Genomic DNA, 24,235 nt, shown 5'->3' on the forward strand with positions numbered 1-24,235 from the left:
CTTAACTACTACCAAATAATTGCTGTAAATTTTTCCATTCTAAGTAAGTTGTAGGATCGCTAGGACACATGCCAAAACCACATTCAAAATAAGTTGCAAACACATTAACAAGAGTGATAATTATCAAACTAATCTCAATTAATGTAGGTACAAAACTAGGATAAAATTGTAGTATACTAAATTTACTTAGAATAAGGCTAATTATAGGAATTATAGACATTAATAGGATTAAAGAAAAAGAAATTATTGCTGACCATGTATAAAAATGTAACCCAAGGAAAGTATTACCATATCCTAAATCATGGGGTAAAATATGCAGCAAAACCTGCCTAAGCCCTACCATCAACGTATAAATACTAGAGGTGAATATAATCATATCATATTTTCAAGAAGGATTATATATTATGCTAAGTAGTGCTCCAAGTCCGATAGCAATAAAACCGAATCTTTGTAATAAACATAAAGGGCAGGGTGGTTCATAATAAAAAAATTGGAAAATAAAGGCTACGACATTTGTTACTATACATAAAATAGCAATGGCAATATATATAATTATCGTAGGTTGGTTTGAAACTGGGTTCATAGCAAATTAAAAAGAGATATTTAAGTGGTCAGTAGCATGTAAGTAAAAATAGATACTAGCTATTAAAAAATTAATATAAAATAATGGTATGATAAAATTATAGCTCTTTTGACTATCTCTATGCCTATTAATTGTAAAAACATAAAACATTAAAATAAATATCAAGATCATAATTACCGTTACTTCCGCTTGTTAAAGCTTAGTTTGCCTCTAGGCAAAGAAAATGTCAAGATATAATTGCGTATATGCTTAGTGCTAATATTATTTATGATATAATTAACCTCAACTATTGATGTAAGACATCGGTTTAATAGCCTAGGGTGTCATCCTATAACTGTTGAAAGTTAAAAAACCGTCTATTAGCGAGCGAACGTACGTGAGCACGGCAATCCATGAAGCTTGTCATATAGATTGCTTCGTCGACCTACGGTCTTCTCGCAATGACGATTTTTTAACTTTCACCCTAGGCTATTAAACCGATGCCTTACATCAATAGTTGAGGTGATAATTAAAGTGATGGACTATACTTTTTAAGGAAGTTGCCTTAAAAATAAAACAAAATAAAAACAAATTAGTTGCTTTAAAGAAGAATATTATCTAGCATCAATATAATTAGAATTTAAGAATAGGGTGGTAAAAATGAGTAAAGGAGAAAATCCTAGAGAGTATTTTGATTATTATACAGACTTGATGATTGAAATAGATAAAGCTGGAGAAAAAGTAGACATTAAGGAAAAAAGTATTACAGTTGAAAATGAGGTTGTTGATCCTCTATTTAACCATCTACTTGAAATTCCAAATAGAGTTTCGGGAAATCATTTGCTTTCAAAAGAAAACAAGGTTGCTGTAATAAATGATGTATTAGACGGCTTGGCTGAAACAATCAAGACTACTGCTGATGAAGGTAAAAAGATAGGGGAAAATACTGAACAAGATGAGTTAACATTTAAGAAAGCTATAGTGTTTGAGAAACTAGCTGACAAATTGGCACAATCCATACAGAACGGGGAAATGCCTGATAGTTGGCAAGGATATGAAGATAAGTTGCAGGCAATCATTGCTTTTACTAAAGGAGAGGAACCTGCTCTAGAAGAACTTGCTCAGGACGTCTTTGTGTTACAAGATCCTGCTGAGGAAAATCCTAGAGAATTAGTAGACCATTCTCTTGACGCTATCCGTACCCCTTCTTTTTCTGCTGCTGATCGAGATGTTGACCCTATAACCCAAGCAATTAGAGAGCAAATCTTAAGCAAGCAGAGGGAGCTAATAGTTGCAGCTCTAGTAAATAATAATGTAGCGAAACTAGAAGAAATTGAAGATATAACTAAATTTCGTGTGTACTGTGAAAATGAAGAAAACAAAGAGAAAATCAGTGAAGTTCTTAAAGGATCTGAGTTAAAAAGAGCTTTAGAACAAGTAGAAATTGCCGGCTACAAAAATGTTCATACCCAGTTTACAGATAGATTTAGTCCTATGGAATGGAAGGATGGAGTTGGAGAAGAAAGTGGTAATGGTATTACTACTAAAACGCAGATAGTACGAGATGCAAGTGGTAACGAGATTGCTACATTAACAGAAGCAACACATCAAATAAATCCTCCTAAAACAGTGCAAAAAAGTGATGGTACTACAGTAGAAATTAAAAATTATAGGACGATAGATTTTCCGATAGAACTTAAGGATGGTGGTCCAATGCATTTATCGCTAGCGGTAAAGGATCAGCATGGCAGGAATATTGCTGCAAGTAAGGCTGTATATTTTACGGCTCACTATGATGATGATGGTAAGCTAATCGAGGTCAGCTCGCCACGTCCAGTTAAGTTTAATGGAACTGGTTCTGATGCAGTTGGGTATATAGAACATGGTGGACAAATCTATACCTTGCCAGTAACGCAAGAAAAATATAAAGCAATGATGCAAGAAGTAGCCAAAAACAAGGGACATGGCGTGGATATTTCACAATCTATCGATACACTATCTGTGGACAGTATTATAACTTCCCCTCAGAAGACTGAGGAGTTGGATAGAACAAAAGAAGCTGTGGTTTCCTCTCCTCATGAACTCAAAAGTGAAGAAGTGAAATTAGAGGTTAAAACTCCTGAAGTTGATCTCATGCAATTCCCAACAAACGATGGTATGGTACATACAGCTAGCAAACCAGCTATGCCAGCAGAGCATTCTGAGGAATCTGATCTTGTCCAGGGACACTCTTTTATATCAACAACAAACGATGATATGGTACGTACAGCTAGCAAACCAGCTATGCCAAAGCATTTTGAGAAACATGATCTTGTCCAAGGACACTCTGTTATACCAACAACAAACGATGATATGGTACGTACAGCTAGCAAATCAGCTATGCCAAAGCATTTTGAGGACACTTTGGAAAAGACGGTGAGTAGTCTTAGGCACTCTCTATTATTTCCAGTGCGGAAAATCAGTAAGGATATTACGAAACTAGCAGAATCTTTATATGCAAATTTACGTGGAAAAGATCTTGCAGGAAAAAAAGAACATATCAATGGAGAATTAGACAAATTATCAACTCCTCAAGAAAAGATAGAACTATTACAGGAATTGGTACGGGTTGAATCGGATAAAAGGATGGAAAAAGTTCAACAAATTGCTCTTGGAAGAGAGGAAGAAGCGAATGTAGGGCCGGTTAGAGTAATGACAGCACAGAGGAAAGAAAGTATAAATGGATCTCCTAAAATAGGATACCAACAGAAAGGAGAACATGTTAATGTTAAAGATGATGTAAATTTACAAAAATTCCTAAATGATAGAATTGTTGAAATTAAGCAAGAATCCAAAAAGCCAGTTACTACTTTTAAAACTCGGAAGGTAGGAGGTCATGGTGTTCCCTAATTTACTTTAACTTCAGTTTTATGTAAGCAGCAAACAAAATGCTACGAATTATGTAAAAACAAACTATTAGAACAGTTTGTTAGAAGATATCGGTTTGATAGCCTAGGGTAAAGTTTGTTCAATTTATTTGATTTAACTATGCCCCAAATGACAAAATCTGCAAAATGACAATATGTAGCCAGGAACGAAAATATAAATTTTTATCCCACACACCGCATAATAATACTACTTTGAAGCATAATTTTTGCTCATATTTATCTCGAAGATGAGACGCGAATTCGGGATAAGAATTTGTCAATTCTTATCCCAAATTCGGTGAAATTATAGATTGCTTTGTCGACCTACGGTCTTCTAGCAATGACGTTGACCATATACAACTTTTAAACTGCCCTGCCTAAAACCCGCTCTACCTTCGAACTTTCGACAGTTGGGGGTAATAGCCTTTCAGGTTATTTTTTTAGATCAACAAAAAAATCAACTTAATCTTTTTATAATTTCCTCTCTGCGAAGTAATGGTAATATTACTGACATTTCTGGTCCGGATGCCATTCCCGTTATGCTAAGCCTTAGAGGTAAGAATATATCCTTGCCCTTTTTACCAGTAACGACCATAATTTTTTTAGTCCATATGCTCCAGCTGTCGAGGGTTATTGGTTCGTTTGGTAACAATATAGCTGCCTGTTTTAAAAAATCTTTATCTAATCCTTCAACTTTGGATGGTGAGTAACAAATATTCCACCAATCTTTTATTTCATATAATTTTTGCAAATTAGCTCTCACTGCCAACCAAAACTGTTCAGTTACTTGCTCAGCCTTAATCTCTCTTAAGCGATCTTTTACTTCATCAAAACTAAGGCTAATTAGTAATTTATGATTCAGACGTTCTAATTCTTCCGGCAAATAAGTTGTTGGACTTTTAGAAAAATTATTAATGTCAAACTCTTTTATTAGCTGATCTAAATTCTTAAACGATACAATACTTGATGACGAACCAATTAAACTAAAAAAACTGTTAATTGCCATTGGTTCTAATCCAATTTCATCCCTTAGAGCAGCGATCTCAAATCCTCCTATTCTTTTAGATATTTTGTCATCTCGGCTAATAATTAGACCAAGATGAGCAAAATTCGGTATACTCTTTTGATTTGAGTATAGTTCTTCCTGTAGGGCTTCAAACATTTGTAGCTGAATCGTCGTATTAGTTACATGATCCTCGCCCCTAATAATATGGGTAATCGAATAATCAATATCATCAATAACTGAACAAAGCATATAAGTCATACTATTATCTTCTCTGATAACTATCGGATCACCAAGATTTTTCCCATCATATTTAACTTCACCCTTAATCATATCTTGCCATATAATTGGAGTATGCGATACCAAGAATCGATAATGCGGCTTTCTTCCTTGACTAATATAATCATTTATTTGTTGTTGAGTCAAATTCAAAGCTGCCCGATCATAGATGGGGGGGAGTCCTCTTGATAATTGTAATTTACGTTTCAGTTCCAGCTCTTCTTGAGTCTCAAAACAGGGATATAATCTATTTTTTTGTAATAATAATGTCTTTACAGCCTCATATTTAGCAAGTCTATTAGATTGACAAAAGGTTTGATCCCAGTTAAGCCCTAGAAATTTTAAATCCTGTTCAATAGCATTTTTATATTGCTGTTTGCTACGCTCAAAATCAGTATCATCAAACCTTAAAATGAATATGCCTTTATGCTTTCTAGCATACAACCAATTTATCAGAGCTGTCCTACTATTACCTATATGCAACATACCTGTTGGTGATGGTGCGAATCTTGTGATAACCCTTCCCATAATTTTATCTTAACCGCTTATTGTACTTTTTTCTTTTTTGTTGTTTCTTTTGCTGTAGCATTCTTTTTAGAAGTTTTTTTTGCAACTATTACCTGCTTGCCATTATCTTTCTCTTGTTTATTCTTTAACTTATTATTACTAGCTTCAATTATTTCTACAGCGATCTCTGTTGTTATGGTAAAAGGATCGTATCTTTTTGGTATTGAAATAAACCTATCAAGATATTTAAGATACGGGCCATATCTACCTATACCAAGTATAATCTCTTGTTGAGATTCAGGATGCAAACATAATTTAGCCGGTAACTCAAGCAACCTCATAGCTAAAGCAAGAGTGACATCATTTTGGGCAATAGAAGGTGGCAATGATGCACGCTTTGGCTTTTCACCCTTGGCAACTTGCTCACTAGTCTGTACATATAAACCATATGGGCCTTTCTTTAGAAAAACATCAAAACCATCCTTATTTACTCCTAATAGTTTGTTCTCTTCCATAGTAGTAGCAACATCATCACTATTTTTAGAGGTAATTTGTTTTTTGAAAGTACATTCTGGGTAATTACTACAAGCTAAGAATGCTCCAAACTTACCAAGCTTCAGATCTAATTGACCTGTAGAGCAGGATGGGCAAATTCTTGACTTGTTACTTTCTGACTTTTCTCCAAATAAGTGATAATCTAAGGCTTCTTCAACATAAATAATTATATCAGATATTTTCTTTCCACTAACTACTTCTACATTGTTATTAAACCCATCCCAGAATTTTTTTAGTAAAAACTTCCATTCTATTTTACCTTCTGCCACCTCATCTAAATCATTTTCAAGATCAGCTGTGAAATCATATTCCACATATTTCTTAAAAAAACCTGTTAAAAATATTGTAACTAAACGCCCTAATTCCTCTGGAAAGAATCGTTTTTTCTCAACAACTACATATTTTCTATCTTGCAACACTGATATAATCGAAGCATAAGTAGACGGGCGACCAATACCAAGTTCCTCAAGCCTCTTTACTAAACTAGCTTCAGAATATCTTGGTGGCGGATCAGTGAAATGTTGTGCTGGATTCACTGAATCTGTAATTAATTTCTCTCCTTCTTTTAGCGGTGGTAGAAGCCTATTTTCTTCTTCTGTTTCATCATCTAGACCTTCTCGATAAATTTTATAAAAACCATCAAACGCAATAATTGAGCCATTTGCTCTGCATGTAAATTCTTTATCTTCTGTATCAAGCTGAGCTACTACCAAATCAATAATAACATTTTCCATTTGGCAAGCTACCGTCCTCTTCCAAATTAGGTCATAAAGCTTGTAAAAATCTTTATCTAGTTTATCCTTTAACTTTTCTGGTAGCAGGGTAATATCAGTTGGTCTAATCGCTTCGTGAGCTTCTTGGGCATTTTTAGCTTTAGATTTATAAACTCGCTGGCTAGCTGGCAGATATTTATCCCCAAAATTCTTATCTATCAACTGACGTATTTGCTCAACAGCTTCACTAGCAAGAGTTGTCCCGTCCGTTCTCATATAAGTGATCAAACCTATAGTTTCATTACCTATATCCATACCTTCGTAAAGTTTTTGGGCAATTTGCATAGTCTTCTTAGCAGTAAACCCTAATTTTCTTGCAGCTTCTTGCTGCAGCGAAGAGGTAATAAAAGGTGGTTGCGGTTGACGTTTTTGCTGTTTTTTTTCTATAGAGGCAACATGAAAATTCTTTAGTTTTATTTTCTCGACTAGATCATTGGCAGCTAGTTCATTAGTAATTGAGAATTTCTCTAATTTTTTACCATTAACATGAGTTAATCTTGCTAAAAACGGTTCATTATTACTATTAAGAATATTAAGACTAATATCCCAATATTCTTGCGATTTAAAACGTTCAATTTCGTCTTCTCGTTCGCAAATAAGTCTCAGTGCTACAGACTGGACTCTTCCGGCTGATCTACATCCTGGCAATTTACGCCATAATATCGGTGATAAAGTAAATCCTACCAAATAATCCAACGCCCTCCTTGCTTGCTGAGCATTAACCAAATCAATATCAATCTTTCTTGGGTTTTCAATTGCATGTAAAATAGCTTTTTTTGTAACTTCATCAAATGCTACTCTTTTAAAGAAATCACTAGATTTAACCAAGTTTCTTTCTTTTATTATTTCTGCAACATGCCAAGCAATTGATTCTCCTTCTCGGTCTCGATCTGTTGCTAGATAAACCATTTCAGCCTTGGCAGCATCTTTAGTTATTGCTTCAACATATTTTTCTGCTTTATCTGATATAATATATTTCATCGCAAAATCTTCATCTGGCAGAACTGAACCATTTTTAGATGGTAAATCTCTAATATGCCCAAACGAAGCAATAACTTTAAAACCATTATCTAGATATTTATTTATCGTTTTCGCCTTTGCTGGCGATTCTACTATTACTAATTTCATATTTATTTATAAATTAAAGATATCTTGTTGCCAGGATATCTAGTTATTTTTCCAGCCAGTTCTAGCTTCAGTATTATCATATATATAACCTGCAAAGGTAGCTGCGTTTGATGCAAACAATCAAAATCTATAGGAGTTGAAGATAAAAGCTCCTTAACTTTCATACGCATATCGTTGGTAATTGGATTAGCATATTTTATATCTAACGCTTTAAACTGGTTATTTTCAGCTGAATCATTCGCCACATCCTTAGATTTGCTGACAACCTTAGAAAAATGTGGTAGATTAGTTACTATATCTTGGGTAGATTCCACCATATATGCTCCTTCCTTGATAAGTTTATTAGTACCCTGACACCTAGGATCTAACGGAAATCCTGGCACTGCGAATACTTCTCTATTCTGTTCTAAAGCAAACCTTGCTGTTATTAATGATCCAGATTTTAGGCTTGCCTCAATTACTACCGTTCCAAGAGATATACCAGAAATCAATCGATTACGTTGTGGGAAATGTTGTCCAAGAGGTTTTGACCCTATTGGTAATTCAGCAATTATTAACCCCTCTTGCTGAATTTGCTCGAATAATTTAACATTTTCTAGGGGATAGACATGATCAATTCCTCCAGCGATAACTCCTATTGTTTTAGAGATATTAACTTGATGCACTGCCGTATCAATACCTCTTGCAAGTCCAGAAACCATTATATAATCTGCGTCTGTCAATTCCTTAGCGATTCTAGCTGCAAAAGCACGACCATTTACTGAAGCATTTCTTGCTCCAACAATTGCTAAACATCTTTCGTGTGATAATAACCCGATATTGCCCTTATAACTTAGTATAGGCGGGCAATCAAAAATCTCTAACAATAACCTTGAATATTCTAAAGACTTATAGGTAATAATTTTGGCGTTATTCTTTTCCAAAAGCTCAAGTTCTTTACTTGCCTCACTTTGTGAAAATACCTTTACTGGTTTAGAGCGTCCACCTCGCAGTGAGAATTCTTGTATATTTTCAATTGCAGTACTACTACTACCAAATATCTTTATTAAACTCCAAAAAGTCCTTGGACCAACATTTTCACTCCTAATTAGTCTTAGAATATCAATTGTTTCTTTTGTATAAGATACTCGGTTAGTTAGTATCCAAAAATAGCTCCTTAAGCATCAAATCTCTTTCTTTGGCTTTAAGCTTACTTTGACATAAATTATCCCTTACGCGAATTCGAGATAAGAATTTGTCAATTCTTATCCCAAATTGGAGTCTCTTAGATGATATTTGCAGTATATAACAAAATTTTTCCCCACTAAGTAAAAAAACAATTAATTTCTAACTAGAGAAGTTTAAAAGCTACAACTAGCGGTAGAAACCTGCGTAAACCTATGCGTGTCATATATGGTAATCTCGATGTCATCTCTAGCTACGGTATACGGTACATTGGTGTTCGTAGCTAGCAATGACATCTACTGATCCGGCAAACCTACTCTATATACTATAATTTTTCTGCATTGGAAGCTAAGTAATCTGCTACTCCTTTATGTGATGGGGTAATACCTTCATCACCTTTATGCCACCCAGCTGGACATACTTCACCATGCTTTGCATTATAGTCTAGGGCATCTATCAGTCTTATTACTTCATCAATATTTCTACCAATTGGCAAATCATTAACTGACAAATGGCGTACTATGAATTCTTCATCAATAACAAAAGTACCACGCAGTGATATTCCATCATCATGAAGTACATTATAACTATGTGAGGCATTTTTATTAAGATCTGCCACCATAGGAATTTGGATATTGCCGACACCACCTTTATTGTAAGGAGTATTCTTCCAAGCCAAATGAGAAAAATGCGAGTCAACGCTTATTGCTATTAACTTTGTATTTCTTTCAGTAAATTCTCCTAATCTATTATTAAAGGCTATAATTTCTGATGGACAAACAAAAGTAAAATCTAGGGGATAAAAAAACAATACAACTTTATGACCCTTAGCATAATTTTTAAGATTAAATTCAGATTCTATACTATTATCAGGCATAATAGCTTTAGCTGTAAAATCCGGTGCAGCTTTTCCAACGAATACTTGCATTTTAAATTCCTTCAGTTTCAAGTGATTAAAAATATTTCTTATGATAACCTTAAGTATCGATGTAGCAAATTAATACTAGGCTCAGTATTATCCTCATTAGGGGTGATATCACCCTAGGCTATTAAACCGATGTCTTACATCGAACTCAAGTTATGATACACAAAATAATAATGTATTACAATACCAAATCTTAAATGAATTAGCAGAGTAATTTAAAAATTGTAATCAATAGTTGAGTGTATGCCATAATCGGAAATGGTACGAGAACTATAAGTCATGTAATAAATAATCACTCACCTTACGTATACTGCTCGTAAATGAAGAGTTGGTAGACGATAGTATAACTTCAAGAAGAGCTAGGAGTGTGTCAAAGTCGAGCTGCTAGGCGTACATTAGTACGTGAGCAGCTTCGATCTTTAGACACGACGACGCCAATTCTTGAAGTTCACCGAGTATATAAGGTGAAATAATCAGCAATTTCTTTAAATTATTAAGCCTTTTACTTGTGATTTCCATAGTTTTTTGTACAATTTACTGTTTTTTAGTAATTCCTCATGTTGTCCATCTTCAACTATGCTACCTTCATTAAAAACCAAAATTCTATCCATATTCAACAAAGTTGATAATCTATGAGCTATAACTAATACAGTTTTATTTTGCATTAAGTAATATAGAGAATCTTGTATCAACTCCTCAGTCTCACTATCTAGACTACTTGTTGCTTCATCAAGAATTAATATTGGAGCATTCTTTAATATTGCCCGTGCTATTATTATTCTCTGCCTCTGACCACCTGACAAGTTATTGCCCCTTTCACCACATAAGCTTTGGTATCCTTCTGTTAGGCTCTCAATAAATTCATGTATATGAGCTAGTTTTGCTGCCTCTATTATCTCTTCTAAGCTAGCATCTTTTTTTCCATATCTAATATTATCCATGACTGTCCTATGAAATAGGATTGGTTCTTGCGGTATTATACTAATATTTTCTCGTAAAGAGTCTTGAGTTACATATCTAATATTTTGCCCATCAATTAGAATTTCTCCTTGGTCTATATCGTGCAACCGTGTAATAAGATTAATAAAAGTTGTTTTTCCTGAACCAGAAAACCCTACTAATCCGACCCTTTGTTGACTCAAAATTGTAACGGATTTATTCTCAAATAAATTATTATTATGGTAATATTTAAAACTAACATTTTTAAATATTATCTCACCTTTTGTAACCTTTAGAAGATGGGCATTCTCAATATCTTCTATAATATGAGGTTTCATTAATGATACACTTTGATTAAAAGAACCAAACTCTTCGAACATATCTCCTACTTCCTGCGTTAGATCCCAAATTTCACTACTAACCGTTATAGATAAAGTAAGTATCAACACGCAATCTCCTATAGTTATTTGCATTTGACTACGAAGTTGAGCTAGATAATAAACCATTATAAAAATCATTATAGAACAAGCTATGCCTAGTACAATACGTAGCTTAAACATAAAGAGTTGCATAATTTGTTCATTAACTACAGCATCATCTATCCTTACTTCTAGATTCTGACGTTCAAATTTATGAGAAGTAAACATCCGTATTGCACCAATATTTGCAATTGCATCAACAATACTGCCGGCAACTATTGATTTGCTTCGTGCATAATTTACTGAATATTTGTTTATTGTACTTGAACAGATAACACTAGTACCTACAAAAACACAAATATGTATAAGGAATATAGTAGCAAATATTTGATGTATCCAGTACATTGTTCCAAGAGCAAAAACAATTATAGCTAGTTTGTATAGAATTTTCTCTCCAAATAAAGACAAAACCATTTCAAAAGATCTAGCCCCTTCAGTAATACGATTGGTAATATGACCAGCAAGGTTTTCTTGAAAAAATCTATGATTATGGTACTGAGTGTAATTATACATTTCGTCTAATATCTGAGCTTTGATATATGGCATGGTTTTTAGATAAATATAATCATAAATTCGCCACATAGTATTTACACATACCCACCAAAATGCATATATTATTGCCCAAAACAACATGGAGGAAGGTAGGTCTTTAACTGTTTCATTAGAAAAAGACTCAATCAAATTTATAATTTTTTGTAGCAACACACTATCAATAGCTGGTATCATTCCCCGTATTATGCATAACACCCCTAAAATAGTTAGTTTAATTCTTCTTTTCTTTAAAAAATAGAAAAATAACCTTATTGCAGACTTTGAAAAATCAAAACCTTCTAACACAGCACACACCTCATTACAAAAAAAACTAATTAGACTAAATAACCTAAATTAATCTAACAACAAACTCTTGCCACCTTATTACTAAACTGTTATAAAAACGTACAGAATATCTGAAGTTGTTTAGAATGAAAGAAAAAAACGTACCTATTTTGAATACCCCAACTAAGAAAACTACAAGCTCATTAGATACTGATAATAATCCCTTTTTTAATGTTAGGTATATTTGTCAATCAACGACTCTAATTACTGAATCTATACAAAAAGGCTTTGATGTTGCACAGTTACCTAATGGAGATATTACAGTTACAGAAATTAAAACAGTAAATGTTCACTATCATTGGGATTCTTTTAAACAAAGATTTGTTAAAGTAAGCCAAAGTTAGCATTATACACTATAAATATATTATTTTTTTGCAAAATATACTTAGTGTATGTATAATATGTTATATAATTAAGTGAATCGATTGTGTAATTAATTTAATTTATGGTAATAATATGCTACTTAAGAACATAGTAACCTTCATTGCTGTTACTTTATATTTTAGTCTATCAATATGTTTTGCAACTACCATGCCAAGTAATAACAATCCAGCAGCATCATTAGAAGCATCAGCCCCTACTGCATCTGTTACAATACTAAATGCTTGGGCAAGACCTTCTGCTACTGTTAGCAAAAATAATAATTCTGCAATATATTTTGAGATTTTTAATGACTCTGACCTCGATTACAATTTGGTAAATGTTTCTTCAGATATAGCTAACAAGGTTGAATTACATAAAAGTTTTGTTGATGAAAAAGGGGTTAGTAAAATGGTAAAACTCGATAAGCTAGTCATCCCAGCTAAAAGTAGTGCTATTTTACAACCGGGTGGTATGCATATTATGCTCTTGGATCTAAGAACTATACTAAAAGTTGGTGATAACTTTGATTTATCCTTATATTTCGATAATGGTCTTCAGAAAGTTGTCCAAGTAGAAGTAAAAACAAAGTAGTTAGTCGTTCTTATAATGAATGGATATTTGCCTTATATGTCAGCTATCGTTAACTCTAGTATCGGTAGTCTAGATGTCATCCTATGCTGGCAAAGCTTTCCTTGTTTGTTGTTCCCATTCTTTAGATCATCCGAGTATACTCTTTTGCTCCTACGAATTGTTTTTTGAAAATATCATGGATTCGCATGCTCATCATTCATTTTCAAATCCAATTCTTCAAATCATTTGAGTATATACGTGAATCTCCTACAGTTTTGCGAAACTAATTATTTAAATTAACCTGAATTCGATGTAACAAGTTACATCGAATTCAGTATTATATATAGAAACAATCAGGTGTAGAACCGCTTCAATAGTGCATTTTTCCTTATAACAAAGCAAGTATCGATATAAGAATTAATAATTCTTATATCGAACTAAGGTTAAAGTAGAAGAATATATAAATATTTTAATGAGGCTGCCCTGCTAATTAAAGCTGCTAATTAAAGTTTTAGTACTTTTAATTTTTAACTATATCATTTATATTCGGTAATTTAAACATAGTATGTGTAATTATATATGACCATTATGTCTGATAATTGGATAAGAAAAATGTGTATAGAACACGATATGATTGCACCTTTTACTGATACGCAGGTTAGATTGAATAATTCAGAGAGAATTATTTCTTATGGTTTATCTTCATACGGTTATGATGCAAGAGTCTCGAAGGAATTTAAAATATTTACTAATATTAATTCGGCAATAGTTGATCCAAAAAATTTTGATGAATATAGTTTAGTAGACAGAGAGGTTGATGTTTGTATTATTCCGCCAAACAGTTTTGCCTTAGCAAGAACAATTGAGTATTTTAAAATTCCAAGAGATGTGCTAGTTATCTGTGTTGGTAAATCAACCTATGCAAGATGTGGTATAATTGTTAACGTAACGCCGTTAGAACCGGAATGGGAAGGGCATGTAACATTAGAGTTTTCCAATACTACCCCACTGCCAGCAAGAATTTATGCTAATGAAGGAGCATGTCAATTTTTGTTTTTAAAAGGTGATCAAACTTGTAATATATCTTATGCCGATCGTTATGGGAAATATATGAAACAAAAAGGTGTTACCCTTCCAATAACTTAAAATTTAAAATGTAAAGGACTATATTATTATGAAAGATACTAACCAAAAAGAAATGCCTCATATCGCTGTTAATGCACAATACATAAAGGATTTATCTTTTGAAAATCCAGACGCTCCGAGATCTTTAGTATCTTTGGAACGTAATCCACAAATTGACTTATTCTTAGACCTCAATATTTCTAATTTACCTGAAGAGAATTTTTATGAGGTAGAATTAAGTATAGAAGCTAAAGCAATGAGTGAAAAGCATAGACTATTTATAGTGGACTTAAAATATGCAGGGGTTTTTAATTTAATTAATATAGAGGAAGATCAACACCAAATAATACTAGCAATTCATTGTCCAGCAATGATTTTCCCATTTGCTAGAAAAATTATTGCTGATGTCACTCAGGATGGTGGTTTCCAACCATTGATGATTGACCCGATTGATTTTGGTGCTTTATATCATAAAAAAATGCAAGAAAATGATAATTAACCATTCACCTTACGTATAGCATTTAAAAATTGTAGAAAAGTACAAGACGTCTATTAGCAAGACCACATGAGTGTCGAGGCAATCCACATTCATTAGACCTCTTTCGAAACTCTACTTCTGCTGGCGATTTGTACGTCGATGCGGTACTCGAATCCTCACGTACATTAGAGTACGCTGCGGTTCGAGGTGAAGCGTCTCCTTCAAATCCCTCAGCATAAGCGAGTTTCGAAAGAGGTCTATTAGATCAACTATGTTCGCAATAAAAATTTAAATAAATTTGGTTTAAATTTTTATTGCTTCTGCAGAGCTAGTTAAATCACGTAACTTAGCGTTTGCAATCACAATGATTTTACGCATTAATGCTACCATCGCCACCATTTTCTTTTTTCCTCTATTGATCAATTTTTCATAAAATACCTTCAGTTCAGAGTTAGAGTTTCTAGCAGCCATAGCAGCTACAAACAACATAGGTCTAACAAAATTTCGACCATGACCTGTATGTCTATATCCGTTATATCTACCGCTATCATTAGATATTGGTGCAACACCTACTAATGATGCTATTTGTTTGCGGTTCAATGTACCAAGTTCAGGTAACAAAGCTATAAGCTCATTAGATACTACTGTGCCTATACCACTAATAGTTTGCAGAGTCTCTTTCTTAGCCTGCAAGAGTTTATCTTTTGCTATTAAGTCATCTATTTCTTTAGTAATAGATGCAATTTGTTCTTCTAGTACTTCGATTATTTTAACACAACTAGACTTAATTAAATCAGCTCTCGGGAACTGAAACCTATTTTTTTCTGCAATCAACATTTGTTTAAGATCATTCCTACGTCCTACTAATTCATACAAGTTTAAAGCTTGCTTAGATTGTACTTTAAATAACCCGAGTTGCCAATTAATTATACTGGCAAAAGCTATATTTAACGCTGGTTTCATGTGAGGCTCGATACTAAAACATTTTTAATACAAACATATTTCTAAAAAATATAGTTTTTATTAAGTGTTTTAATGTTACAAATTAACTTCAAATGTTCATAAAACCTAGCTCTGCTCTTATAAATTAATTGGCAACTCGGGTTAAATAGCTCTAATCTTTCTGATCGTTCAAAACCATAAAGTGCCAAAGCTTTAGCGTCAAGACTGTCAGTTTTAGCTGCATTACCAAAAGACCTAATAAAATTTTTAACTTTGCGAGTATTGGCTCTATGTACAGCAAAACCCTGATTTGCAAAGCGTTAGTAATAGTTCCATTTCATATCCACCAGTAGTTTCTAAAACAACCCCAGTTGCCAATTAATTTTGTATATCAAAAAGTTCTATAGGAAGCAAAGTTTTGATAGAAGGTTTGTTTTCTAGCAACTGATAATTGATTAGGCAGGATAGCATATGACTAAATGCATTTGTAACTGATCTATGTCTAGAATGCTCTAACTTATCAAGAAATTTAAGTTTGCCTATTACGGTTTCTATCAGAGTTCTTTTGAGCAACATAACCTTATCTATAATAGGGATTAATATATTTTTCATATTCTTTTTAACCCGAGTAATAAGTTGGATGCCTTTGTCATACAAATCATCAAATAATTCTTTAGATATATAACCGCGATCGCCAAAAACTTTGCCATATATACCAAATATCATTCCTTTAAGTCCTTTCCTATCATCCTTATTACCACTGCTGAAAGATACCTTTATCAGATTACCTTCGGAATCTATGATTAAATGTAACTTTAGTCCATAAAACCACCCCTTAGTGGTTTTTCCTCTTGCCGCTATTCCTTTAAAAACCTTATGTGAACTTATACGATAATTCTTACATACGGCTATACCTGTAGCATCTACAAAAGACAGACCTGTGCATTCAGCAAGCAAATGATTCAGTAATATTGCTAAATAAGGCATACTTCTACCTATCAATTTAGTAAAATGTTCATAACTAACAAGTTTAAAATCTTCTGTATAATTATGTAAGATTACTTGTTTGTAATAATGCTTAAAACAATCACAATATGAATCATAGTAACCAATTAATATGGTTAATACTTCGCTTATTGATAAATAATTACTTACACCAGGTTTAAATTTACTACTATTAATTGTAGGCAAATTATTTTCCAAATTCTTTATAAAATCGTCGACAAAACAGTAAATTGCGGTAAAATCTTTTTTCATAGGTTATTTTGTTATTGGTTGAAAAAGATAAAATAACCTATGTCCCTTTTAAAATCTACCTTTCATCTCTCCTATTTAATTGGCAACTGGGGTTTGTTAGGAACGCAGAAGGTAACTCACTCTTCATGATAGAATGTAAAAACTGGGGTGCAAGTTTTAATAAAGAAAAGAATAAAATGTTTAGGGACGGTGGACAACTTTTAAGTTATTTTAGGCAAGATAGAAAAGCAAAAGCTCTTTGTCTTTATGCTTCTAAGTTAGCGGGCAATAAAATTGTTTATACAAATGAAATAATAGATACGAGCAGTCTAAATGGTGAAAATGATATTGAGATTTTTAACTCTTGGGATAAGACATTTAATAAGAAAGGTATTTTTGAAAATAGTATAAATTGCTATGAGTTCAAAAATATTGGTCTTACATATGGTGATTTAGATGATTTAGAGTTTGCTGATGGTCAAACAATTTTTCATCAATTTGCAGAAATTTTAAGGAGGCATATTGTCTCGGATAAACCTAATGCTTTTAATAAAATATTCAATCTTTTTATTTGCAAAATACAAGATGAAGATACAAAATCAATAGATCTAAACATAGATTTAGATTTCCAATTTAAAGTAAATGATAATTTTGAAAGTTTATTTGATCGATTAAATAATCTTTATAAGAAAGGATTAAGTAATTATATCAACATTATTGTTCCAGATGTTAGTAGTGCAGAATTTGAGGCAGTGATTGAACATACTCAAAATGCAGAATTAAGAAAGACTTTTTATAAGCTAAGATATTACAGAAGCTCTCAAGAATTTGCGTTTAAAGACGTATATGACGAAGATACTTTTATAGATAATGCTGAAATTGTTAAGGAAGTTGTAAAACTACTACAAAAGTTTAAGATAAAATATTCAAAAAAACATCAATATCTGGGAGATTTCTTTGAATTATTACTTAATACTGGTTTTAAGCAAGAATCTGGACAATTTTTTACACCAATACCTCTGACAAGATTTATTTGTAAATCTCTACCTATTAAACAAATAATAGATAAAAAAATAGAGAGTGATATAGATTTCTTGCCTTATGTCCTAGACTACGCCTCTGGCTCTGGACACTTTATAACGGAAATAATGGATGAGATAGATATCTATGTAAATCAAATAAAAGACGCTGATATTAAAGCTGGCAGAAATGCGATTAATAACTTTAATAGTCAAAGTAAAAATCTAAAATGGGCAAAAAATTATGTTTATGCAATAGAAAAAGACTACCGTCTCGTAAAAATTTCTAAGGTCAGCTCCTTTTTAAATGGTGATGGAGATGCTAATGTAATTTGTGCTGATGGACTAGCTCCTTTTGATAACGATAAATACAAAGGGAAACTTTACAAAAAAGAAAAAGGAAAAGAAAATAATGTTTTTGATATAATTGTAGCAAATCCACCTTATTCAGTAAGTGGATTTAAAAATACTGTAAAGAACGGAAAAGATACTTTTGAATTGTTTAATTCTTTAACAGATAAATCATCAGAAATTGAATGCTTATTTATTGAAAGAACAAAACAGCTAATGAAAGATGGTGCTGTTGCAGGTATTGTTTTGCCAATTTCAATATTAACAAATGGTGGTATTTACGAAAAAGCAAGAGAAATTATTTTAGATAATTTCTCTACTAAGGCGATTGTTTCTACTGGTTCTAGTGCGTTCATGGCAACAGGAACAAAAACAATCATCTTATTTTTAGAAAAACGCCAATACTCTGAATTTATTCAAATAAAACATATCGTAAACAGATTTTTTACCAATTTTAATGATGTAATTTGTGGTGGAATTCACAACGTTTTTTCAACTTATGTAAGAAATACTTATGAAGATTTAACTTTTGAAGATTATGTAAGTATTTTACAAAATAAATCAACAAGGAATGAACAAGAAAGTGTATTAACTAAAGAGTACAATTCTCTTTCTTACAATGAGATTATTGAACTAGAAAAACAGAAACTGATTTATTTTATCACAACTTATTCTCAAAAAGTTGTTTTAGCTGATAGCGGTGAAAAAAATATTGAAAAAGAATTTTATGGATATGAATTTTCAAATCGGCGTGGAAGTGAGGGAATTTATATTTATAAAGATGAAGAAGGTAACTTAAATTCAAAACTCTATAATCCTGAATTCGAATATCTTGAAGACCCGAACAAGTTAAACAGCTATATTTTAAGGAATTATAAAAAAGATAGTAAAATTGAACAAAAAATTGCAGAAATTCAAATTTCCGATGATCATCCACTGAAAGAACATATACATTATGTTCGTCTTTCGCAGTTAATATCGTTTGATTTGAAAAAATTTGATAAGTCAATCAATCTAAACAAAAAGGATAATTTAAAAATTGAAAGTAAGTGGAAATTAGTGAAATTAGGAGAGGTATGTGAAGATATTATAAGCGGCTCAACACCTTCAAAACGCATTAGAGAATACTGGAATAGTAAAGATATTAATTGGGCAACAATTAAAGATTTTACAAGTTTGTATATTGAAAACACAATGCAACATATATCGAGAAAAGGATTAGATAAAGTTAGAATTGTACCAGTTAACAGTGTGTTACTTAGTTGTACAGGGACGATAGGTAAGGTTGCTATAAATAAAATTGCATTAACAACTAATCAGCAAATCAATAGTATTGTATGTAAAAATATTCTAAAACCTGAGTATCTTGGATATTTTTTTGAAAATAAAACTAATTCTTTAAGTGTTTTAACAGATAATGTTGGAGTAAAACACGTCAATACTCAAATGTTAAGAGATTTTTTAGTTCCTCTCCCCCCTATTGAAATCCAAGAAAAAATTATAGGAGAAATCACAGAAATTGAGAAAAAAGAAAGTGAAGCAAAGCAAAAAATTAATAAATTACAAGACAGAATTAACAAGCAAAACTTACGCTATGAGAAAAAAAATGGTACATTATGTTGAGTATAATTTACAAATGCCAAGAGGATAAAATTGCAAGCAATACCAGTTAATAGGACAGATTACTGTCAATTTCTAATAGTGAGTCAAAAGAATTATAGTTTGACCTACTATGCTGAACATGCCAAAAAATGTAGCCATGATGTTATTAATAGATTTTTAAAAAATGAAAAATATACACCTTCTTTGTTATGGGAACATATTAAGGATGATGTTATTTTATCGCCTAACGGATATACAATATTTGATGATACGGTGTTAAATAAAAGAAATACCAAGAAAATAGAAATTGCTAGATCACAGTACAGTGGGGCTACAGGTGGTATTACTACTGGTATAGGAGTAGTAAGTTTGGTATATTATAATCCGGATATTAATAAGTTTTGGGTAATAGATTACCGAATTTTTTCGCCCGAACATGATGGAGCGACAAAAGTAGAACACCTATTAAATATGTTAAATAATGCTGTGTATAGCAAAAAGATTCCTTTTCAAACTGTGCTTTTTGACACATGGTATGCTACGCATAAAATTATGCAACATGTTGATTCCTTGGGTAAATATTATTATGCTCCTATTAAAGCAAATAGAAACGTTACTAAAACTTCCTCTTCTAAGCCTTATAAAGCTGTTAGCAAGTTAACGTTTTCAGATGAGGAAATTAAGAGCGGAGTGGAGATTCATATAAAGGGCTTTGCAAAAGATAAGCATGTTAATTTGTTTAAACTTACTGTTTCTACCAACAGAGTTGATTATATTGTTACCAATAACAAAACTCAAAAATCTTCTAAAGCCGTACAAGATGAGTGTGGCTTTCGTTGGGTAATTGAGAGCATGCATAGAGAAATCAAGCAACTTACCGGTATAGAACGATGCCAATGCAGAAAACAACGCATCCAGCGTAATCACATTAGTTGTGCATTTTTAGTGTGGGCTTTTCTAAAAAGAACTGCACACAAAATAGGTAAGACGGTTTATCAAATAAAGTTAGGGCTTTTAGATCATTATATGCAACAGCAGTTACGTTCACCCTCTTTACGCTATTTAGAACCTTACATAGCGTAAGTTTTGCAAGATATTCGAATATCAAAAAAACACTGTAAGTGCTAAAGAAATCGCAATTAAAGATATTGCAAAAAGTTTATTTGCTGGAGGTGATATTCCAAGAGATAATTTTTCAAAATCGAAAACAGATGAATTTCAAATACCGATTTATTCCAATAATGTAACAAAAGCAATATATGGTTATACAAACATTGTCAAAGTTAACGAGCCGTGTGTTACAATAACTGCCCGTGGAACAATAGGTCATGTTGAATTTAGAAATGAAAAATTCTATCCGATAATTAGATTAATTGTATTAATACCAAAAATAGAAGTAGCAAATCCTCTGTATTTGAAATATATCCTAAGTAGAATAGGAATTAAAAATACTGGTTCAGTAATACCCCAATTAACCATACCTAAAATATCTGATGTAAAAGTCCAACTACCATTACTTAAAATCCAAGAAAAAATTGTAAAAGAAGTTGAAGAAATTGAACAAAAAACTGAACGAGCAAAACAATTTTTAATAAATGCAAAAGAAATGAAACAAGAAGTATTAAATAAACATTTGAAGTAACTAAATTAGACGGAAATACAACAATAAAAAATTTTTTATATTGACCTGCCTATAGATAATTATATAATCCACGCTTTCAATAAGTATAAAATTATAATGATTAAATTACAAAAAATATTATTTACAACTTATATATGTTTCTTAGTTTTTGTGAATGCTCAGGCAGATGAGATTACAGCTGATCAAAGATTTTTTTATATTGGTACTGAAGCTGGTATAGTAGAACCAGTAGTGAAAAAGTTCCGTCATAGTTCAGGTAGTGGTTTTACTTTAAAAAGGTCTAAGATGTATAGCGGTAAGATTGGTTACAACTTCTATCCGCAAATGGCAATTGAGCTTTCGGTAACACACCAACCAAAATACCGACTACATTATGTTTTACCACAAAAAGAACTAGCTCCCTCTCTAATTATACCACAAACTCCAGGGATCACTAAGGTAATTTCCAATATATATATGATTAATTTAGTATATGATCTCGATAAAGTGCAGGAAATAACTCCTTTTGTTATATTAGGTGCTGGGGTGGCACGGGTAAAAGTTAACTCTGCTTCTTCTCGTTGGGATTTAATGAATGTAGAGTATTTTAGAATTAAAACAACTCGTAGTAATTGTTTTGCTTGGCAAGTGGGTCTTGGATTTTCTAAGGAGTTATCTAGCAATTTTAGCATTGATGCAGCAGTAAAATTACAAGCTGCTCATTCAATAAAGATTAACTATGCTACTTTGGATATGAAAACCCAGCAATTTATACCAGCCACTCCTATTAAAAAGACCATAGGGGTTGGAGAATTTGGTATAGGGTTTACTTATAAGTTACCAATTTAATGCAAGAAGACTATTAGTGTATTGAATTTTTTAGTGTATACTAACCTGAATTCGATGTAACAAGTTACATCGAATTCAGTGTTATATATAGAAACAATCAGGTTTGAAACGGCTGCCCACCTGATCGTTAAAATATAACACTCCATTCAATATGTGATTTTAATAATTAAAATCACATATTGAATGATGAAAAAAGTTAAAATGCACTCGTAGAACCGCTTCAAGAGTACATTTTTCCTTATAACAAAGCAAGTATCGATATAAGAATTAATAATTCTTATATCGATACTTGAGGTTATACTAGTAAAAATTTAAAGAATTGACAACAAAATACGGTGTTATCCTTGTTTTGTTTTACGTTATGGAGAATATATGACCACTAATTTAGAACTCACCTCAGCACCTCATAATACATACGATGAAGTGCCTTACGAAAGTTATCCGTACGCCTTAACCAATCCATATCACCTACGGACGCTTGCTGTTTTATTTGGGATGAAACCAATAGCAATTGAAACTGCACGAGTTCTAGAGCTAGGATGTGCTGCAGGCGGGAATTTAATACCTCATGCTGTTAACTATCCTAAAGCACATTTTGTTGGAGTTGATCTATCTAAAGTGCAAATAGATGAGGCTAATAAACATAAAGAAGGATTAGCTCTTAAAAATATAGAATTCCGACATTGTTCTATTACAGATATTGATGAATCATTTGGTAAATTTGATTACATAATTACTCATGGAGTAATCTCTTGGGTACCAAAATTTGTTCAGGATAAGATTTTTGAAGTAAGTAGTAAAAATTTATCAGAGAATGGAATCGCGTATATTAGTTATAATACACTACCTGGTTGGAATATGGTTCGTACCATAAGAGATATGATGCTTTATCACTCAAATACATTTAATAACATTCAAGATAAAATTGCTCAATCTAGATTGTTACTTGAATTTGTTAAGGATAGCTTGGAAACTTCCGACTCTCCTTATGCTCAAGTGTTAAAATCTGAAGCCAGTTTGCTTGCCAAACAAAATGACCATTATTTGCGTCATGACCATCTAGAAGAAGATAATGTACAATATTATTTTCATGAATTTATGGATGAGGCTAAAAAAAATAATCTACAATATCTGTCTGATTGTAGTATAGCTAGCATGTATTTAGGAAATATGCCGGCAAAAGTGGTGGAAAAATTACAAGCGATAAATGATATTGTTAGAACCGAACAATATATGAATTTCATTACCAATCGTCGATTTAGATCAACCTTACTTTGCCATAATAGTGTTAAATTAAATAGATCTATCAATAATGAGGATATTAATAAATTTAATATGACATTTAATATAGTACCAGAAAAGCCTCTTGTTGATATAGATCTTAATTCACTTGAAACAGAGAAGTTTTTTTATAATGGTAATAAGGATAGTAGTTTATCAACATCTTCTCCTTATATGAAAGCAATACTCTATACTTTCTCTGAGAATATCAATAACCCAATGAGTTTTGATAAAATTGCCGTGAGTAGCAATAAAAAATTACATGGAACAAAATTGAATGAAATAAAGGCTGAGTTCTTAGCTAATGCCATGAAATTAGTATTGCAAGGATATATTAATATAACGTTACAGGTAACTCGAAAAGAAGTAGATCTTAATAAACCTAAAGCATCAAAGCTGATCGCATATCAGGTAGCTCATACACCCAATATGTGGGTAACAAACCAAAGACATGAGGTGGTAGCTATTAACCTTTTTGAAAAATTTGCTCTGCAATATATGGACGGTAAGCATGATAATAAGCAAATAATTGAATCTGTCATGCAGCATGTTAATTCTGGTGAGATGACATTAAGCCGTGACGGTAAAAAAATAGATAATATTGATGAAGTCCGTAAAGAATTAGAAACATTCTTGCAACCTACACTAACTAGATTCGTGACTAATGCTCTGCTGATTTAAAGATAAGATATACTCAAGGAA

The 24,235-nt window shown here is 32.2% G+C and carries 18 protein-coding genes and 2 pseudogenes; 10 read left to right on the top strand and 10 right to left on the bottom strand.

Annotated features, from left to right (window positions below; all coding sequences use genetic code 11):
- Position 1: 1 nt before the first annotated feature.
- Entirely contained in the window at positions 2 to 376 is a 375-nt protein-coding gene (locus AAGD19_RS03885; RefSeq protein ID WP_341747222.1) for a hypothetical protein, read from the bottom strand.
- A 9-nt stretch (positions 377 to 385) separates the two neighbouring features.
- Entirely contained in the window at positions 386 to 583 is a 198-nt protein-coding gene (locus AAGD19_RS07485) for a disulfide bond formation protein B (protein ID WP_410520791.1), read from the bottom strand.
- 639 nt (positions 584 to 1,222) lie between these two features.
- On the opposite strand from AAGD19_RS07485, the gene AAGD19_RS03890 reads away from it, so the two are divergent.
- Positions 1,223 to 3,451 carry a Sca4 family protein gene (locus AAGD19_RS03890; RefSeq protein WP_341747223.1) on the top strand — a complete coding sequence of 743 codons (2,229 nt, stop codon included), beginning with the start codon at positions 1,223 to 1,225 and terminating at the stop codon, positions 3,449 to 3,451.
- A 474-nt stretch (positions 3,452 to 3,925) separates the two neighbouring features.
- Here the strand turns inward: AAGD19_RS03890 and gltX are convergent, their stop codons facing one another.
- From gltX to AAGD19_RS03915, 6 genes and pseudogenes are all read right to left on the bottom strand, one after another.
- On the bottom strand, positions 3,926 to 5,278 hold the full coding sequence (gene gltX / locus AAGD19_RS03895; RefSeq protein WP_341747224.1) for a glutamate--tRNA ligase: 1,353 nt from the start codon (positions 5,276 to 5,278) through the stop codon (positions 3,926 to 3,928).
- A gap of 17 nt (positions 5,279 to 5,295) precedes the next feature.
- Positions 5,296 to 7,713: a type I DNA topoisomerase gene (gene topA, locus AAGD19_RS03900; protein ID WP_341747225.1), complete on the bottom strand. Its 2,418-nt coding sequence runs from the start codon at positions 7,711 to 7,713 to the stop codon at positions 5,296 to 5,298.
- Positions 7,714 to 7,715: 2 nt separating this feature from the next.
- A complete protein-coding gene (gene dprA / locus AAGD19_RS03905) occupies positions 7,716 to 8,636 on the bottom strand; it encodes a DNA-processing protein DprA (protein WP_410520792.1) in 921 nt (306 codons plus the stop codon).
- A gap of 63 nt (positions 8,637 to 8,699) precedes the next feature.
- Positions 8,700 to 8,855: pseudogene (locus tag AAGD19_RS07490) on the bottom strand (DNA processing protein DprA); the annotation flags it as partial.
- A 347-nt stretch (positions 8,856 to 9,202) separates the two neighbouring features.
- Positions 9,203 to 9,805, bottom strand: a complete 603-nt coding sequence (locus AAGD19_RS03910; protein WP_341747226.1) for a peroxiredoxin — start codon at positions 9,803 to 9,805, stop codon at positions 9,203 to 9,205.
- A 482-nt stretch (positions 9,806 to 10,287) separates the two neighbouring features.
- Positions 10,288 to 12,057 (bottom strand): ABC transporter ATP-binding protein, encoded by a 1,770-nt coding sequence (locus AAGD19_RS03915; protein WP_410520793.1) that lies wholly within the window; start codon positions 12,055 to 12,057, stop codon positions 10,288 to 10,290.
- Positions 12,058 to 12,182: 125 nt separating this feature from the next.
- On the opposite strand from AAGD19_RS03915, the gene AAGD19_RS03920 reads away from it, so the two are divergent.
- The 4 genes from AAGD19_RS03920 (at position 12,183) to secB (ending at position 14,653) form a co-directional block, all read left to right on the top strand.
- Positions 12,183 to 12,440, top strand: coding sequence for a DUF2671 domain-containing protein (locus tag AAGD19_RS03920; protein WP_341747227.1), 258 nt, complete (start codon positions 12,183 to 12,185; stop codon positions 12,438 to 12,440).
- Between the two features lie 112 nt (positions 12,441 to 12,552).
- Positions 12,553 to 13,050, top strand: coding sequence for a copper chaperone PCu(A)C (locus AAGD19_RS03925; protein ID WP_341747228.1), 498 nt, complete (start codon positions 12,553 to 12,555; stop codon positions 13,048 to 13,050).
- A gap of 558 nt (positions 13,051 to 13,608) precedes the next feature.
- Complete coding sequence (gene dcd / locus AAGD19_RS03930) at positions 13,609 to 14,175, top strand: dCTP deaminase (protein ID WP_341747229.1); 567 nt, start codon at positions 13,609 to 13,611, stop codon at positions 14,173 to 14,175.
- A 28-nt stretch (positions 14,176 to 14,203) separates the two neighbouring features.
- Complete coding sequence (secB, locus tag AAGD19_RS03935) at positions 14,204 to 14,653, top strand: protein-export chaperone SecB (protein WP_341747230.1); 450 nt, start codon at positions 14,204 to 14,206, stop codon at positions 14,651 to 14,653.
- Between the two features lie 282 nt (positions 14,654 to 14,935).
- Here secB and AAGD19_RS03945 read toward each other — a convergent pair whose 3' ends face one another.
- Positions 14,936 to 15,595: a transposase gene (locus AAGD19_RS03945; protein WP_341747231.1), complete on the bottom strand. Its 660-nt coding sequence runs from the start codon at positions 15,593 to 15,595 to the stop codon at positions 14,936 to 14,938.
- Positions 15,596 to 15,952: 357 nt separating this feature from the next.
- Entirely contained in the window at positions 15,953 to 16,831 is an 879-nt protein-coding gene (locus AAGD19_RS03955) for an IS982 family transposase (RefSeq protein ID WP_341747213.1), read from the bottom strand.
- A gap of 8 nt (positions 16,832 to 16,839) precedes the next feature.
- Between AAGD19_RS03955 and AAGD19_RS03960 the strand changes: the two genes are divergently transcribed.
- The 5 genes and pseudogenes from AAGD19_RS03960 to AAGD19_RS03980 form a co-directional block, all read left to right on the top strand.
- Entirely contained in the window at positions 16,840 to 19,803 is a 2,964-nt protein-coding gene (locus tag AAGD19_RS03960) for a restriction endonuclease subunit S (RefSeq protein ID WP_341747232.1), read from the top strand.
- Between the two features lie 78 nt (positions 19,804 to 19,881).
- Positions 19,882 to 20,865, top strand: a complete 984-nt coding sequence (locus AAGD19_RS03965; RefSeq protein WP_341747233.1) for a transposase — start codon at positions 19,882 to 19,884, stop codon at positions 20,863 to 20,865.
- 55 nt (positions 20,866 to 20,920) lie between these two features.
- Complete coding sequence (locus AAGD19_RS03970; RefSeq protein WP_341748450.1) at positions 20,921 to 21,424, top strand: restriction endonuclease subunit S; 504 nt, start codon at positions 20,921 to 20,923, stop codon at positions 21,422 to 21,424.
- 96 nt (positions 21,425 to 21,520) lie between these two features.
- Positions 21,521 to 22,252, top strand: coding sequence for an outer membrane protein (locus AAGD19_RS03975; RefSeq protein ID WP_341747234.1), 732 nt, complete (start codon positions 21,521 to 21,523; stop codon positions 22,250 to 22,252).
- A gap of 405 nt (positions 22,253 to 22,657) precedes the next feature.
- Positions 22,658 to 24,214 (top strand): annotated as a pseudogene (locus AAGD19_RS03980) (methyltransferase regulatory domain-containing protein); the annotation flags it as partial.
- Positions 24,215 to 24,235 lie beyond the last annotated feature (21 nt).

The sequence above is a fragment of the Candidatus Tisiphia endosymbiont of Dascillus cervinus genome, assembly GCF_964026405.1.
Classification (GTDB): domain Bacteria; phylum Pseudomonadota; class Alphaproteobacteria; order Rickettsiales; family Rickettsiaceae; genus Tisiphia.